General features: G+C 74.9%; 14 protein-coding genes. 3 read left to right on the top strand and 11 right to left on the bottom strand.

The features are described 5' to 3' along the window. Positions 1 to 22: 22 nt before the first annotated feature. From ACIRST_RS23995 to ACIRST_RS23985, 3 genes are all read right to left on the bottom strand, one after another. The gene (locus tag ACIRST_RS23995; RefSeq protein ID WP_402804208.1) at positions 23 to 1459 is read right to left on the bottom strand and encodes an endonuclease/exonuclease/phosphatase family protein; all 1437 of its coding nucleotides are present in this window, start codon (positions 1457 to 1459) and stop codon (positions 23 to 25) included. A gap of 427 nt (positions 1460 to 1886) precedes the next feature. Continuing rightward, entirely contained in the window at positions 1887 to 2153 is a 267-nt protein-coding gene (locus ACIRST_RS23990) for a metal-sensitive transcriptional regulator (RefSeq protein WP_188303232.1), read from the bottom strand. A 110-nt stretch (positions 2154 to 2263) separates the two neighbouring features. Beyond that, positions 2264 to 2611 carry a PRC-barrel domain-containing protein gene (locus ACIRST_RS23985; RefSeq protein WP_402804206.1) on the bottom strand — a complete coding sequence of 116 codons (348 nt, stop codon included), beginning with the start codon at positions 2609 to 2611 and terminating at the stop codon, positions 2264 to 2266. Between the two features lie 350 nt (positions 2612 to 2961). Between ACIRST_RS23985 and ACIRST_RS23980 the strand changes: the two genes are divergently transcribed. Both ACIRST_RS23980 and ACIRST_RS23975 read left to right on the top strand, forming a co-directional pair. Beyond that, complete coding sequence (locus tag ACIRST_RS23980; RefSeq protein WP_402804204.1) at positions 2962 to 3792, top strand: SAM-dependent methyltransferase; 831 nt, start codon at positions 2962 to 2964, stop codon at positions 3790 to 3792. Positions 3793 to 4039: 247 nt separating this feature from the next. After that, positions 4040 to 5026 (top strand): phosphotransferase family protein, encoded by a 987-nt coding sequence (locus ACIRST_RS23975; RefSeq protein WP_402804202.1) that lies wholly within the window; start codon positions 4040 to 4042, stop codon positions 5024 to 5026. A gap of 32 nt (positions 5027 to 5058) precedes the next feature. Here the strand turns inward: ACIRST_RS23975 and ACIRST_RS23970 are convergent, their stop codons facing one another. The 6 genes from ACIRST_RS23970 to ACIRST_RS23945 form a co-directional block, all read right to left on the bottom strand. After that, positions 5059 to 5820 (bottom strand): NUDIX hydrolase, encoded by a 762-nt coding sequence (locus ACIRST_RS23970; RefSeq protein WP_402804200.1) that lies wholly within the window; start codon positions 5818 to 5820, stop codon positions 5059 to 5061. A gap of 202 nt (positions 5821 to 6022) precedes the next feature. Further along, complete coding sequence (locus tag ACIRST_RS23965; protein WP_396546302.1) at positions 6023 to 6673, bottom strand: hypothetical protein; 651 nt, start codon at positions 6671 to 6673, stop codon at positions 6023 to 6025. 198 nt (positions 6674 to 6871) lie between these two features. After that, positions 6872 to 7549: a response regulator transcription factor gene (locus ACIRST_RS23960; RefSeq protein WP_350520860.1), complete on the bottom strand. Its 678-nt coding sequence runs from the start codon at positions 7547 to 7549 to the stop codon at positions 6872 to 6874. Then, positions 7546 to 9012, bottom strand: coding sequence for a sensor histidine kinase (locus tag ACIRST_RS23955; RefSeq protein ID WP_402804198.1), 1467 nt, complete (start codon positions 9010 to 9012; stop codon positions 7546 to 7548). The genes ACIRST_RS23960 and ACIRST_RS23955 overlap by 4 nt, the downstream gene beginning before the upstream one ends. Before the next feature lie 87 nt (positions 9013 to 9099). After that, a complete protein-coding gene (locus tag ACIRST_RS23950; protein ID WP_350523586.1) occupies positions 9100 to 9843 on the bottom strand; it encodes a ricin-type beta-trefoil lectin domain protein in 744 nt (247 codons plus the stop codon). Between the two features lie 307 nt (positions 9844 to 10150). Then, positions 10151 to 11167 carry a hypothetical protein gene (locus tag ACIRST_RS23945; RefSeq protein ID WP_350523585.1) on the bottom strand — a complete coding sequence of 339 codons (1017 nt, stop codon included), beginning with the start codon at positions 11165 to 11167 and terminating at the stop codon, positions 10151 to 10153. A 114-nt stretch (positions 11168 to 11281) separates the two neighbouring features. Between ACIRST_RS23945 and ACIRST_RS23940 the strand changes: the two genes are divergently transcribed. Next, a complete protein-coding gene (locus tag ACIRST_RS23940) occupies positions 11282 to 12145 on the top strand; it encodes a helix-turn-helix transcriptional regulator (protein WP_396553056.1) in 864 nt (287 codons plus the stop codon). A 102-nt stretch (positions 12146 to 12247) separates the two neighbouring features. Here ACIRST_RS23940 and ACIRST_RS23935 read toward each other — a convergent pair whose 3' ends face one another. Then, positions 12248 to 14032 carry a DEAD/DEAH box helicase gene (locus tag ACIRST_RS23935; RefSeq protein WP_402804196.1) on the bottom strand — a complete coding sequence of 595 codons (1785 nt, stop codon included), beginning with the start codon at positions 14030 to 14032 and terminating at the stop codon, positions 12248 to 12250. A gap of 68 nt (positions 14033 to 14100) precedes the next feature. Beyond that, positions 14101 to 14307, bottom strand: coding sequence for a cold-shock protein (locus ACIRST_RS23930; protein WP_030060364.1), 207 nt, complete (start codon positions 14305 to 14307; stop codon positions 14101 to 14103). Positions 14308 to 14674: the final 367 nt, after the last annotated feature.

Here is a 14674-nt window from a genome sequence, read left to right as displayed (position 1 = left end):
TGGCCTCTCGGGGCTGTGGGTCTCAGAGCTGGAAGGTGGCGACGGCGGCGGCGGTGTCGGACGGCCACTCGTTGCCGGCCGCGTTCGGCTCGGGCTGCGGCCAGTCGGCGACCAGCGTGTGCGCCTCGACCAGCTTCAGCGGGCCGGCGTACTGCACGTAGTCGATCCGGTCCTGCGGCTCGGGCCGGTCGCCGCGCCGCTTGCGGGTGGGCGACCACGTGGCGCCCGGGGCCTTGGCCGGGTCGCGGTTCTCCTCGCGGAAGGTGTCGGTCAGTCCGGCGGCCTGCAGCGCCACGGTGACCGGCCAGCCGAGCGGGCCGACCCCGCCGTGCGCGGCGGCGGTGGCGGCCGTCCAGTCCAGGTGGGAGGGCGAGGAGAGCGCGCCGGCGAGGACGACCGGGAGGCCCCGGGTTGCGTCCGCGCGGACCGCGGCGGCGAGCGCCGTGGCCTGCTTCAGCCGCAGCGAGCCGTTCTCGGCGGCCACGACCTGGGCGGCGGTGCTGCCGTCCTGCACGGCGTACGGGCCGTAGCCCGCCTCGTCCAGGTGCGCGGCCCAGAAGCGGACGGCCCGGCCGCCGGGCAGCTGCAGGGTGGCCGCGGCGGCGGGCAGGTCGGCGGTCGGCGGGGTGACGTCGGCGAGCGGGTGGCGGCTGAGGATGCCGACGCTGCCCGGGCTCTGGTAGGCGTACCAGCCGAGGGCGTCGGCCAGGGTCCTGGCGCGCTCGCCCGCCGTCTCCTGCAGGGCGAGGACGTCCAGGCCCTGGGCGAGGACCACGCGCAGCTGCTTCTCCAGCGCGTCGGAGTAGCCGGATCCCGCGTCGTGCAGGTTCCAACTCGCGGCCTTGAGACGGGGCTTGGCCGCCGGGTCGACGACGGGGACGAGCACGGTGACGGTGTCGACGGCGCCCGCGCCGTCCTTGACGCCGACGACGACCACCTCGGGGTTCTTCCCCGCGGTGGCGGGCGCGGTGCCGGTCAGCATGCCGTCCGCGCTGACGGACGCCCAGGCCGGGCCGCCGACCTTGCGGAAGGTGGCGGAGCCGGGCGCGTTGCCGACCGGGCGGGACCAGAGGCCGCCGAGCTTGACCTGCACGGCGGCGCCCGGGGCGACGGGCGTGGCGGTGAGCGAGTCGACGGCGGCGTGCGGGCGGACGACCGCGGGCTTGGGGCGGAAGCTGAACGGGGCGCTCTGGGCGAGGATGCCGTAGCCGTCCTTGGCGAGCAGGTAGGCGGTGTACGGGCCGCCGGTCAGCGCGGAGGTGTCGAGCTGGACGTCACCGGCGGCGGCCGGGGTGTACTTCCACAGCAGCGAGGAACCGGTGCCGGGCTGGCGGCTGCCGTCGTAGATGCCGACCCAGTTCTTGGCGTCGGGCGCGTCGGTGCTCCAGTGGAAGGTGAGCCGGTCACCTTCGGTGGGGTTGGAGGAGGAGGTGAGGGTCAGGGCGCTGCCTGCGGCCACGGTTGTCCTGTCCGCCGTGCCCGGAGGCCGGTACCGCCGGGGGACGGTGCACGGGTCGGGTACGGCTGGTCACGGAGTCAGGGAGGGAGGGTTCGCCGCGGTCGGCTGTGCGGACAGTTGCGGGCTGTCCGCACAGTTGGCTGTACAACTGCGGGCGACCTCATTCACCTGGAGATCAGCGACCGGGACATGAACGACGCATGACGGGTCATCGGGCGGCACGGGAACTTCAGCGGGCGCACGAAGAGGGCCGCGACGGATGAACCGTCGCGACCCTCCGGTACGTGGAGCACTGCGCGTGCGCGCCCGTCGGGGGGCGCGCCCTGCCCCGACTCGCCACGCCGACGCGTCAGGCCGGAGCCTCGGGCCGACGCGTCAGGCCAGGGCCCCGGGCGGGGGCGCCAGGCCGGAGCCTCGGGCCGACGCGTCAGGCCAGGGCGAGGAAGAGCTTCTCCAGCTCGGCCTCGCTCATCGGCGCGGCGTCCTCGTCGGCGGCGGCCATGCACTGGCGCATCCCGCTGGCGACGATCTTGAACCCGGCCCGGTCCAGGGCCCGCGAGACGGCGGCGAGCTGGGTGACCACGTCCTTGCAGTCCCGGCCCGCCTCGATCATCGCGATCACTCCGGCCAACTGGCCCTGGGCGCGACGCAGCCGGTTCAGGACCGCGCCGACCGCCTCCTCGTCCACCTGCATGTCGGGGCCGCCTTTCGCATCGACTGTCGATGGACAAGTGTACCCCGCGGGGTATTCGTTCCCGGGTGGACTGAGCCCATACCGACCGCTTCCGGCCCTGGGCGCTCGGCTCAGCGACGAGCCAGCCGCCGCTCACCGCCGGCGCCGGTCGCGTACGGCACCTCGTAGTGCGCGAACACGGCGGGCTCGTCCTCGGCGGGCAGGACGTCGTCCGTCCCGATCGCCGGGGCCCCCTTGACCTGGCTCTTCGGGTAGGCCACCCGGACATAGTCCGGCCCGACCACGGCGCCCACCAGCGGGACGAACACCAGGCGGCGCCGGCCGGCGAAACCCACCGTGACGGTGGCGAAGAACGCCTCGTCACTGGCCGTCTCGACGTAGACCGCCTCCAGCTTGCCGATGCGGTGGCTCTTCCGGTCGACCACCGCGTGGCCGCGCCACTCCCGGATGTCTGCCATTGCGATTCCCACGGCCCGGACCTCCCGTCGCCGGATGTTCCACTGCCACTCCCCGATCCTCCATCCTGCGCCGCGACGGGCGACCCCGCGCGGCGGCCTCCCGGCCGCGAGCCGGCGTGAGCGGCCGGCTCCGCGCCGTGAGCCACCCGTTCCGTGGTGCAGGCGGCCGGCTCCGCGGCAGCACTGCGAGACGAAGCGGCAGCACTGCGAGACGAAAGGGACATACGGGGGTGACCCGACCAACCGGCGCCGGGGGCCATGACCCGGGCCCTAGGCTGGCCGCCGGCGAGGCCGCGAGCGGATCATCGGAATCTCGCGGGCGAGGTTGACGGGTGGAGGGGGCAACAGCCGTGGGATACGAGTCCATGTGGGGGCCGGGCGGGGTCGGGCACCCGGCCGACCTGCGGCCCGACATCCCGCACCCCGCCCGGATGTACGACTACTACCTGGGCGGCAAGGACAACTTCCCCGCCGACCGCGCCGCCGCCGAGAAAGCGCTCGCCGCCAACCCGGAGTTCCGCTCCACCGCCCGCGCCAACCGGGGCTTCCTCACCCGCGCGGTGCGCTGCGTCGCCGAGCTCGGCATCGACCAGTTCCTCGACGTCGGCACCGGCATCCCGACGGTCGGCAACACCCACGAGATCGCCCGGGCCGCCGACCCGGGCGCCCGCGTCGTCTACGTCGACAACGACCCGATCGTGCTCAGCCACGCCCGCGCCCTGATGGCCGGCCCCGGGCACGGCCGCACCACGGTCATCCGGGCCGACCTGCGGCAGCCCGCCGCCCTGCTGGACGCCGTCCGCGCCGTGGAACTGCTCGACCTCTCCCGGCCGGTCGGACTGGTCCTCGCGGCCGTCCTCCACTTCCTGCGCGACGAGGACGAGCCGTACCGGGCCGTCACCACCCTGCTGGACGCCCTGCCCTCCGGCAGCCACCTGGTCATCTCGCACGGCACCGCGGACTTCATCCCGGCCGTGGTCCGCGACCGCGTCACCGGCGTCTACGACAAGGCCACCGCCCCGCTCGTCGGCCGCACCCGCGCCGAGGTGCGGACCTTCCTCGACGGCCTCGACCTGCTCGACCCGGGCGTGGTCACCGTCCCGCTCTGGCGCCCCGACACCGCCCCCGCCCCTGGCGCCGACCGCGTGAGCATGTACGGGGCGGTGGCCCGCAAGCCCTGAGCCCGGGTGGACACCGGCCGCATCCGGCCCGCGTGTCCGGCCCGAGGGGCCCGTCTTCAAACCCCCGTCGTCCGCCCGCAGGGCGGTGCCGGCCACCGCGCGGACTCGCCCGTGGCCCGCTGCGGCCATGACTGGCGCTACGACGGCGGCTACGGCTCGCGGCCACCGCTGTGGAATCCCGTTCGCCTCCGGGCCGGTGCTCCCGTAGCGTGCGCGGGTCGTGGTCAGGAAGAGGGCGGTTCGGAACGTGGTGGCACGCGGGGTGGTCGGGCGGGAGCAGTTGGCGGGTGCGGCGCGGGCCGCGCTGGGCGGCGGACGGCGGCTGGCGGCCGTCGAGCGGCTCGCCGGCGGCAGCAGGAAGGGCGTCTACCGCCTGGTGATGGACGACGCCACGACGGCGATCGCCTACCGGTGGAGCGACGCCGAGAACTACTGGCCGGCGGCTGCGGGCGACGCCGACCGCAGCGATCCGTTCTCGCCCGGTCTCGGACCCGACCTGTTCGAAGGCGCACACGCCCGGCTGCACGCGCTCGGGGTCCGTGTCCCGGCGATCCGCTCGCTCGACCGCGGGGGCGTCCACGGCCCGGACGACCTGGCGATCGTCGAGGACGTCCGGGGCGGGAGCCTGGAGGAGCTGATCGCGCGCGATCCGCGTGCGGCCGCCCCGGTCCTGGCCGGGCTCGGCGAGGCGCTGGAGGCGATGAGGGGTCATCGGGCGGCCGGGTACGGCAAGGTGGCCGTGGTCGACGGCGGCGGGGCCGCGCGCGGGACGTCCTGCGAGGGGGTCGTGCTGGACCGCGCCCTGGGGGACCTCGCCGAGGCGTCCGCGCGGGACGGGCGGATCGCCCGGGCCCGAGGCCGGCTGGAGGAGCGGCTGCTCGACCTGGCGGCGGCGGTGCGGCCGCGCGCGGAGTACGCGGTGGTGCACGGCGAACTCGGGCCCGACCACGTCCTGGTGGGCGCGGACGGGCACCCGGTGGTGATCGACGTCGAAGGCACGATGTACTTCGACGCGGAGTGGGAGCACGTCTTCCTGCGGATCCGCTTCCACGACGCCTACCGGCCCCTCGCGGTGGACGGACTCGACGAGGACCGGCTCGCGTTCTACGCCCTGGCGCACCGCCTGTCGCTGACGGCGGGCCCGCTGCGGCTGCTCGACGGTGACTTCCCCGACCGGCCGGCCATGGCCGGCATCGCCGAGCACAACCTCCGGCAGGCCCTGGCCCTGCTGTGACGTGCCGCGTTCCGGCGTCCCGCCGGAAGCGCTCAGCCGGCGAAGAGCCGGCGCAGCACGGGCCCGAGGTGGTCCGCGTGCGGGCCGGGGAGGGCCGCGGCCTCGGCCGGGGAGCCGATCAGGGCGATCCGGTCGAACTCGGGCTCCGCGCCGAGCGACCGGTGGGCGGCGCACAACTCCGCGTGGCGCTCGGCCAGTTCCCGGGCCGGGCGGGGCGGGGCGAGGTGGAGCACGCCGACGCTGCCGTGCTCGCCGCGGACGAGCAGCCAGCGGGTGAGCCGTTCCGGGGGCGTGAACACGCCGGTCTCCTCGACGAGTTCCCGGGCGGCGTAGCGGCGCAGCGCGGGCGGGTCGAGCGGTTCGCCGGGCGGGGGCGGTTCGACGCAGCCGCCCGGCAGGCCCCAGCGGCCGGGGCGGGCGGTCGGGCCGGCCATCCGGCCGACCAGGATCCGGCCGTCGTCGGCGGGTTGGACGACGGCGACGTACAGGGAGCTCGCCCGGGCGGTGGCGCCCGGGACGAGGCGCAGGGCGAAGCGGCGGTAGCCGATGCGCGCCCAGTGGACGACGAGCGTGTCGGGGCTGTCCCGGACGAGGCCGGTGCAGGCGACGACCGGGCCGTCGAAGAGCCCGGGGTTCGCCCGGACGGCCTGCCTCCAGGCGCGGTCCATCGCGGCCCGCTCCGGCTCCGGGAGGGGTGGCGCGGGGGTTTCGACCAGGCGGATGCCCGCGGGTTCGAGGAGTTCGACGTCGACGGGCCCGGTGGTCGCGGCCGCGGGCTTCAGGTCTTCGGTCATCCCGCCATGGTGGCAGGGCCCCGGGTTCGACGGCGGCCGATCGGAATTGTCATGACCGGACGACAAGCCCATGAATCGTGGGGCGGAGAAAGCCAGTTGGGGCGCGATTCGCCGAATCGTGGGCGAATTGACCGGCCGCGCGGGAAATCCCGCTCCGGGTACACACGTCGGCGCGTGCACCCGGAGCGCGGGCGACCGGAGGTCAGAGGCCGACCTGGATCTCGGCGCGGTGCCGGATGTACTCGTCGGGGTGCGAGCGGGCGATCGCGACCGCCGCCTCGACCAGGCCGTGCAGCGCCGCGGGGTAGGCGCGCGGCACCAGCGGGAGGCCGGGGAGGATGCAGCGGCGGACGTCCAGGTCCTCGTTGGCGACGAACTCCCGCAGCGCGGTCTCGTACCAGGTGTCCCGGACGCTCGCGCCCTCGTCGGCGGCGGCGCCGTTGCTGCCGTCCCCGATCGACAGGGCCGTCCAGTACCAGGCCCGCGCGGCGCCCGCCCGCTCGGGGTCGGTGCCGGTGCGCAGGTAGCCGAGCAGGGCGAGGCGGACCCGGCGCTGCCCGAAGGCGAGCAGGGCCGGCTCGACGAAGCGCCGGTTGAAGCTCGGGTTGGGGTCGTGGACCGCCGCCTCCAGCAGCGCCTCGAAGTACTCCTCGGGCAGTTCGGACCGTCCGGCGACCGCCTTGTGGACCTCCCACCGGGCCGCGCTCTGGTAGTCGGGGCCGGCCGCGACCTCCGCCCCTATCAGGCGGAGCAGACGTGCGAGCCGGAGGTCGAACGCCTGCGATTCGTCCGCCGTACGCCCGGGCAACGGCTGGAGAATCCGCACCTCGCCTGCCGTGTCCTTGGTTTCCACGAACATCCTCCTCATTCTGAGTCATCGGCAGACTACTCGCCGATACACCAGTTCGGAGGTCGTTTTCGGCCAGGCCCGGGCTTTGATCGGTTTCCGGTGAGGAATTTTGACGAACACTCAGCCCTCAATCGGCTCAAACCGCGCGAGTCGGCCGGCCCGGATCCGGCGGGAGCACCCGGAGAGCCGGGAACGCCGGGCTCAGGACGGACGGCCGGGCGGGACGAGTCCGGACTGGTAGGCGATCGCGACGAGTTGGGCGCGGTCGCGGGCGTCGAGCTTGGACATCGCCCGGTGCACGTGGGTCCGCACGGTGAACGGGCTGACGAACATGCGCTCGGCGATCTCCTCGTTGGTGAGGCCGGTGGCGGCCATCGACATCACCTCGCGCTCGCGGGCGGTGAGGACGGCGAGGCGCTCGCTCGTCGGACCGCCGGCGCCCGGGTCGGGCTGGGCCAGCAGCTGGTCGATCACGGCCCGGGTGGCGGCGGGCGAGAGCAGGGCGTCGCCGGCCGCGACGGTCCGGACGGCGGCGAGCAGTTCCTTCGGGTCGGCGCCCTTGCCGAGGAAGCCGCCGGCGCCCGCGCGCAGCGCCTGCGCCACGTACTCGTCGATCTCGAAGGTGGTGAGGATGAGCACCCGGGTGCCGGACAGCTCCTCGTCGCCGCAGATCGCGGCGGTGGCGCCGAGGCCGTCGGCGCCGGGCATCCGGATGTCCATCAGGACGATGTCGGGCCTGGTCGCCCGGGCGAGCTCGACGGCCTCGCGCCCGTCGGCGGCCTCGCCCACCACCTCCATGTCCTCCTCCGCGTCTATCAGCATGCGGAAGGCACCGCGCAGCAGGGCCTGGTCGTCGGCGAGCAGTACCCGGATGGTCATGCGTGGTCCCTGTCCTCTCGAACGGCGCGAACCTGTCGGGCGGCGCGGTCCTGTCCTTCGGTTTCGTGCGTACGGGTGGCGCGGGCGCCCCGGGGGCCGCAGAAGGGCGTCACACCGCTCCCCCGGACGGCGCGGTCCGGTTCGCCGGCCCTCGGTGCCCCGGCCTCTCGGACTCCTGCCCCGCGGGGTTCGGCTCCCCGGGGTTCGGTTCCGCGGGGATCGGTTCCGCGGGCTCCGGCCGCGGCGGCCGGGTCGGGGGCGTCGTCGCGGGCGCCGGTGCGCAGCGGCAGCTCGGCGGTGACCAGGAAGCCGCCGTCGGGCCGTTCGTCGGCGGCGAGCCTGCCGCCGACCGCGCCGGCCCGCTCGCGCATGCCGATCAGGCCGAAACCGCTCTCGCCCGGGGCGGGCTGGGGCAGCGGCGCGGCGCGGGGGCGTCCGGTCGCGGTCGGGCGCCCGTTGGCGACGCTGACCGACACCCGGCTCCCGCTGTAGGCGAGGGTGACCTCGGCGTCGGCGCCGTGGGCGTGCTTGGCGACGTTGGTCAGCGACTCCTGGACGATCCGGAAGGCGGTGAGGTCGACGCCGGGCGACAGCGGCCGGGCCTCGCCCCGGACGGTGAGCCGGACCGGCAGCCCGGCCCGTTCGAAGGAGCCGAGCAGCTCGGGCAGCCGGTCCAGGCCCGGGGTGGGTTCGAGCGGGGCGGGTTCCTCGGCGCGGCGCAGCAGGCCGACGGTGGCCCGCAGCTCCTGCAGGGCCGAGCCGGTGGCGTCGGTGATGTGGCTGAGCACCTCGCGGGCCTGGACCGGGTGGCTGTCCATGAGGTGGACGGCGATGCCGGCCTGGGCGTTGGCGAGGGCGATGTGGTGGGCGACCACGTCGTGCAGGTCGCGGGCGATCCGGATCCGCTCGTCGGCGACCCGGCGGCGGGCCTCCTCCTCGCGGGTGCGTTCGGCGCGTTCGGCGCGCTCCTCGATGGCCGCGAGGTGGGCGCGGCGGTTGCGGATGGAGTCGCCGAGGGCACCGGGCAGCAGGGCCCAGGCCAGGACGCCGAGCCGTTCGCCGAGGGATGCGCCGGTGCCGACGGACAGGGCGATCCCGGTGAGCAGGACGGCGCTGCCGATGGAGGCGCGCAGCGCGGTGGCGCGGTCGGTGCGGACGGCCAGGTAGTAGAGGGCGCAGAGCAGCGGGGCGGCCAGCGCGACGGTCAGCCGGGGGCTGGTGAACGCGAGCAGGACGGTGCAGGCCAGGGTGACGGCGGTGACCGCCCGGGGGTGGCGGCGGTGGGCGAACAGGGCCAGCGCGGAGACCAGCCCGAGGAGTCCGGAGACGGGTTCCAGGCTGCTGATGTGGCCGGTCTGGTCGATCGTGGCGCCGACTCCGACGACCGCGATCAGGACGGCGCCGCCGATCACGTCGAATCGTCGGGGGTGGTTCCGGCGCATGCGCTGCCAGGTGGTGGTCATGGTGCTGGTCTCCGGGTCGCGAGTCAGGGGGGGGGGGGGGGCGCGGGGCCCCCCCGCGCCGTGGTGCAGGGGTGCGGGTGGTGCGGATCAGACGGGCAGGTTCCACTTCTGGTTGGCGGCGCCATTGCAGTCCCAGATGCCCAGCTGGTTGCCGTTGGTGGTGGAGAAGCCCAGGTCGTCCAGGCAGCGGCCGGACTGCGGGTTGACGATGGAGCCGTCGGGGCGGGGCTGCCACTGCTGGGCGCCGGTGCCGTTGCAGTCGTAGGTCTGGACCAGGGTGGCGTTGCCGGTGTGTCCGCCCTGGACGTCCAGGCACTTGCCGAGTGCACGGATGGTGCCGTCGGTGCCGATCTTCCACTGCTGGGCGGCGTTGCCGACGCAGTCGTAGATCTGAACGGGGATGCCGTTGCCCATGACGCCGCCGCGCACGTCCACGCACTTGTTCGCGTAGCCGCTGATCGGGCCGACCGGGCCCGCCGGGACCGCAGGGCCGTTGGCGATCCAGCCGCCGGTCGGAATCATCGGGTAGAAGCAACCCGCCCCGACACTCCCGTCGCCGGAGGCCCAGACGCTGGCCGCACCCGAGTAGGTGGGGAACCCGTTGGCGTCGAAGCCCTGGCAGGAGACCACGACGCGCCAGGTCTGCATCGGGTCGATGCCCGAACAGGTGCCGACGAAGCCGGCACCTGTCCTGACGACCGAACAGCCTCCGGCGGTCTGGGCGGACGGCGCGGACGGGGTGGCGCTCTCGGCGGCGACGGCGCTCGGCGCGGTGAGCGCGGCGGCTCCGGCGAGCAGGGCGGTGGCGAACAGGGCGGCGGTACGGCGCATGGGGGGTCCTTCCGGGGAGAGGGTGAACCGGCCGACCCGCATGTGAAGCATGAGTGATGACGGTGTGACATTTGTGCGGGCCGCGCGAAAGCATCGGGCACCGCCTGTTCACGGTCAACGGGCGGGGTGGCGGATCACGCCACCGGTTCGTCCACGGAGAGATGGTGTACGACACGGTCCGGGACCGGTTCGGGCAGGCCGGGCGGGCCGCCGATTCGGCCGGATCGCACACGGCTCGACTCCCTGTTCGAGCGGGAGCCGAGCCGTGGTCCACCTGTCCGGGCCCCCGACCGGGCCCGGATCCGGGTCAGACCCGCCGGAGGGTGAACGAGTCCGTCGGGTGGCCCGCGAGGGCGTCGGCGAGGCCCCCGGAGAGCTGGTAGGAGCGGCCCGCCGGGCCGTCGAGGAGCGCGGTGGGGGCGGGGTCGACCGAGGGGCGGACGGCGGTGAGACGGGCGGTGCGCCAGTGGTCGTCCGAGCGCAGCTCGACCTCGGCGTCGCGGCCGGCCCCCAGGAGGGCGTTGGTGACGCCCGCGACGGAGCCGTCCGGTCGCCCGAGCAGGCCGTCCAGGTGGAGCAGGGACGCGCCGCCGCCGGCCACCTCGACCCGGCGCAGCCCGGCCGGGTTCCACAGCGGGACCTGCCACAGCGTGCCGTCGTCCCACTTGCCGAGGACCAGGCGGCCCTCCCGGTAGACGATCCCGTTGAGGCCGTACGACCCCGGGACGGGGGCCAGCCGCGGGTCACGCAGCAGGACGGAGGCCGTGCCGTCCGGCGTCACCCGGTAGACGACGGGGGCGAAGGAGTCGGTGACGTAGGCGGTGCCGTCGGGGCCGACCGCGATGTCGTTGGCCAGGTGGCCGCTCCCGTCGGCGGCGACGGCGGCGAGGTCGGTGTAGAAGATCCGCCGGCCGGTGTCCAGGTCGTAGGCGCCGATCCCGGCGATCCTCCCCAGGGTGGCGGCGCTGCTGCGCTCGCCGACGCCGTTGTCGAGGTCGGTGACCAGGACCCGGCGGTGGACGGGGTCGATCCGCAGGCCGGCGACCTCAGTCAGCGCGGGGTCCTGCACCAGGGTGCGCACGCTCCCGTCGGTGCCGACGGCGGAGACGGTGCCGTGCCGCAGCGAGCCGAGCAGGAAGCGGTGGTGGGCGGCGTCCCAGGCGCCCGCCTCGGGCACCAGGGTGGGCGCGTGGCCGACGATCACGGCCGGGGCCGGGCGGTCGGCGGACGCGGCGGCGGGCAGTGTACCGGCCGTGCCCAGCAGGGCGGTGAATGCGACCGCGGCCAAGGTGCGGCGGACGGTACGGTGCTGACGGTTGCTCATCGGAATTCCTCTGCGCGTGCGATCCGTTGACGTGATCGACTCTCGCGCGCCCGGGCGGGCCGCAGCAGTGCGTGGGAATACCGGTAGTACGACTACCAGGGAGGACGGGGGGAGATGGTCGAGGTGGAGGACGTCCAGGAGCGCCGTACGGCGCTGTCGAGTTTCCTGCGCAGCCGCCGGGCGCGGCTGGCGCCGAAGGACGTGGGGCTGGCGCCGGGGGTGCGGCGGCGCACGCCGGGGCTGCGCCGGGAGGAGCTGGCGCTGCTCGCCGGGGTGGGGGTGACCTGGTACACGTGGCTGGAGCAGGGGCGGGACATCCACCCCTCCCCGGAGGTGCTGGCGAGCCTGGCCCGGACGCTGCGGCTGGACCGCGCGGAGACGGCGTACCTGTTCCGGCTGGCCGGCAGCCACCCGCGGGACGGCGAGGTGGCCGCGCCGGGGGACGTGCCGGTCCCGCTGCTGCGGCTGATGCACGCGCAGTGGCCGGCGCCGTCCTTCGTGATGGACGCCAACTGGGACATCCGGGCGTGGAACCCCGGCGCGGACGCGCTGTTCGGCCTGACCGGCCGGCCGCCGGAGGAGTGCAACCTGGCCTGGGTGGTGTTCGGCAACCCCGTGCACCGGGCCCGGGTCGAGCACTGGGAGGAGCACGCCCGCCGCTTCCTGGCGCAGCTGCGCTCCGCCTACGCCGAGCGCGGCGGCGAGGCGACGGCCGTCGGGCGGCACCTGGCCCGGATGATCCAGCAGGTGCGCGGCGAGTACCCGGAGGCGGACCGCTGGCTGGACGAGCACCAGGTCGCCGAGCGCTCCGGGGCCGAGAAGGTCATCCACCACGAGGCGGTGGGCGCACTGCGGATCGACCAGCACGTGCTGCTGGCCTCCGAGGGCCTGCAGCTGATCGTGATGGCCCCGCGCGACGCCGAGACGCAGGAGCGGCTGCGCGCGCTGGCCCCGACCCCGGCGGTGGCGGCGGTCTGAGGGCGTTCGGGCGCCGGACGACAGCCGCGCGCCCCGGGACCCCTCGTGGTGAGGGGCCCGGGGCGCGCGGCTGTGGAGCGTCGGGGACGCGGGTGCGGAGCGTCAGTCGAACGTGCGGCGCTGGCGACCGGTCCCGTAGTTGGAGCCGGACTTGGAGCCGCTGCCCGGCTTGGCCCGGCCGGCGGAGCGGCCGATGAAGCCGGCCGCCTGCGGACGCTCGCCGTTCTGGGCGGCGGCGCCCATCCGCTGCTTGGGGCGGGGGCGGCGCGGGTTGCCGTTCATGTCGACGTCGGTGGGCAGCCCGGAGCGCTTGCCGGGACGGCGGCGCGGGGCGCCGGCCTTGGAGCCCCGCTTCTCGTCCGCCGAGCCGGCCGCGTCGGCCGAACCCGCCGCAGCCCCGGCGGCCTGGACCACGGGCACCGCCAGGGTGACCGGGACGCCGCTCGGCGTGCGGGCGCCGGTGATCCGCGCCAGGTCGGCGTCGCCGGGGCGGATCTTGGTGACGGTCGGGCGGATGCCGGCCACCGTCATCAGCCGGTTGACCTCGCGGCGCTGCTCGGGCAGCACGAGGGTGACGACCGTACCGGACTCGCCGGCGCGGGCGGTGCGGCCGCCGCGGTGCAGGTAGTCCTTGTGGTCGACCGGCGGGTCGACGTTGACGACGAGGTCCAGGCCGTCGATGTGGATGCCGCGCGCGGCGACGTTGGTGGCGATCAGCGCGGTGACGTGGCCGTCGCGGAACTGGTCGAGGACCCGGTTGCGCTGCGGCTGGGACTTGCCGCCGTGCAGGGCGGCCGCCTTCACGCCGTTGGCGAGCAGCTGCTTGGCGAGCCGGTCGGCGCCGTGCTTGGTGTGCACGAACATGATCACGCGGCCGTCGCGGGAGGCGATGTGCGCGGTGGCGGAGGCCTTGTCGGTCTGGTCGAGCTGCAGGACGTGGTGGTCCATGGTGGTGACCGCGCCGGCCGACGGGTCGACCGAGTGGGTCACCGGGTCGGTCAGGAAGCGCTTGACCAGCCGGTCGACGTTGCGGTCCAGGGTCGCGGAGAACAGCATCCGCTGCCCGCCCTCGGCGACCTGCTCCAGCAGCTTGGTGACCTGCGGCAGGAAGCCCATGTCGGCCATCTGGTCGGCCTCGTCCAGGACGGTGATCGTCACGTCGGAGAGGTTGACGTCGCCGCGCCCGATCAGGTCGTCCAGCCGGCCCGGGGTGGCGACCAGGACCTCGGTGCCGCGGCGCACCGCGTTGGCCTGCCGGTTGATCGACATGCCGCCGACGACGGTGGTGATCCGCAGGTTGACGGCGGTGGCGTACGGGGTCAGCGCCTCGGTGACCTGCTGGGCCAGCTCGCGGGTGGGCACCAGGACGAGCGCCAGCGGGTGCCGGGCGACGGCGCGGCGCCCGGCGGTGCGGGCCAGCAGCGGCAGGCCGAAGGCGAGGGTCTTGCCGGAGCCGGTGCGGCCGCGGCCGAGCACGTCGCGCCCGGCGATCGAGTCGGGCAGCGTGGCGCCCTGGATCGGGAACGGCTCGGTGACGCCCTCGCGGGTCAGCGCGGAGAGGATCGCCTTGGGCAGGTCCAGCTCGGCGAAGGTGGCCGCCGGGGGCCGGGCCGGGGTGCCCTGGACGACGGTGAAGTCGGCGGCCTCGGGCGCGGTGGCCCGGGTCTGCTTGGGAGCACCGTTCCGGGGAGCGCCGCTGCGGTTGCGCGGCTTGCGCGCGCGGTCGCCGCCGGCGTTGCTGCGGGACTGGTCGGTGCTGCGGGAGCCGCGGTCGCGCGGCGGGCGGGCAGGGTTGGTCACGGGATCTCCGTCCGTAGGTCGGCAGCCCGCGTCGCGGGCTGGTCGGCCGTCGGCATGGAGTGCGCCGCCCCGGCCGTTCGGCGGCATGAGCGGGGGCCCGCACCGTGCGGTGCGGGCCCCGCTTCGCGATTATCGCGAGTCAGCGTGGGCTGACGTCAGCCGATGATCTGGATGTTCTCGGCCTGCGGGCCCTTCTGGCCCTGGGTCACGTCGAACTCGACCTTCTGGCCCTCGAACAGCTCACGGAAGCCCTGAGCCTGGATGTTCGAGTAGTGGGCGAACACGTCGGCGCCGCCGCCGTCCTGCTCGATGAAGCCGAAGCCCTTTTCGCTGTTGAACCACTTCACGGTGCCGGTAGCCATAACCGTCTCCTCTAACTGGGGCATCAGGGATCCACACCTCGTGAATCCCCAAGTAGCCGCGATCCCCATCCGGAGACTGAAACACCGGACAAAACAAATGCGCCTGTTGGTTGGAACCAGCAGGCGCACATACACGTTCATGGGAACCAAAACTGCAACTGACTCGACTGTAGCACGGTGACACCCCGGGCGACCGGGGATTTTCCGCTGAACAGATCACGTTTGGCGCCCCCGACGAGCGGGCAGGGGGGGGGCCCCCCCCGGGGGGGGGGCGCGGGGGGGGGGGGGGGGGGGGGGCCCCCCCCCCCCCCGCCGGGGGGCCCGCCCCCCCGGGGGGGGGGGGGGGGGGGGGCCGCCCCCCGCGCGG

It is taken from the genome of Kitasatospora sp. NPDC101447, assembly GCF_044767225.1.
Taxonomy (GTDB): Bacteria; Actinomycetota; Actinomycetes; order Streptomycetales; family Streptomycetaceae; genus Kitasatospora.
The sequence above is the reverse complement of the archived record's forward strand: the minus strand, read 5'-3'. Positions and strand labels throughout refer to the sequence as shown.

What these genes read in the sequence shown, in the direction of transcription:
- ACIRST_RS23990 (WP_188303232.1), bottom strand. Translation starts at nt 2,153, where the DNA reads ATGCAGGTGGACGAGGAGGCGGTCGGCGCGGTCCTGAACCGGCTGCGT.
- ACIRST_RS23985 (WP_402804206.1), bottom strand. Translation starts at nt 2,611, where the DNA reads ATGGCAGACATCCGGGAGTGGCGCGGCCACGCGGTGGTCGACCGGAAG.
- ACIRST_RS23970 (WP_402804200.1), bottom strand. Translation starts at nt 5,820, where the DNA reads ATGACCGAAGACCTGAAGCCCGCGGCCGCGACCACCGGGCCCGTCGAC.
- ACIRST_RS23960 (WP_350520860.1), bottom strand. Translation starts at nt 7,549, where the DNA reads ATGACCATCCGGGTACTGCTCGCCGACGACCAGGCCCTGCTGCGCGGT.
- ACIRST_RS23955 (WP_402804198.1), bottom strand. Translation starts at nt 9,012, where the DNA reads ATGACCACCACCTGGCAGCGCATGCGCCGGAACCACCCCCGACGATTC.
- ACIRST_RS23950 (WP_350523586.1), bottom strand. Translation starts at nt 9,843, where the DNA reads ATGCGCCGTACCGCCGCCCTGTTCGCCACCGCCCTGCTCGCCGGAGCC.
- ACIRST_RS23945 (WP_350523585.1), bottom strand. Translation starts at nt 11,167, where the DNA reads ATGAGCAACCGTCAGCACCGTACCGTCCGCCGCACCTTGGCCGCGGTC.
- ACIRST_RS23940 (WP_396553056.1), top strand. Translation starts at nt 11,282, where the DNA reads ATGGTCGAGGTGGAGGACGTCCAGGAGCGCCGTACGGCGCTGTCGAGT.
- ACIRST_RS23935 (WP_402804196.1), bottom strand. Translation starts at nt 14,032, where the DNA reads ATGCCGCCGAACGGCCGGGGCGGCGCACTCCATGCCGACGGCCGACCA.
- ACIRST_RS23930 (WP_030060364.1), bottom strand. Translation starts at nt 14,307, where the DNA reads ATGGCTACCGGCACCGTGAAGTGGTTCAACAGCGAAAAGGGCTTCGGC.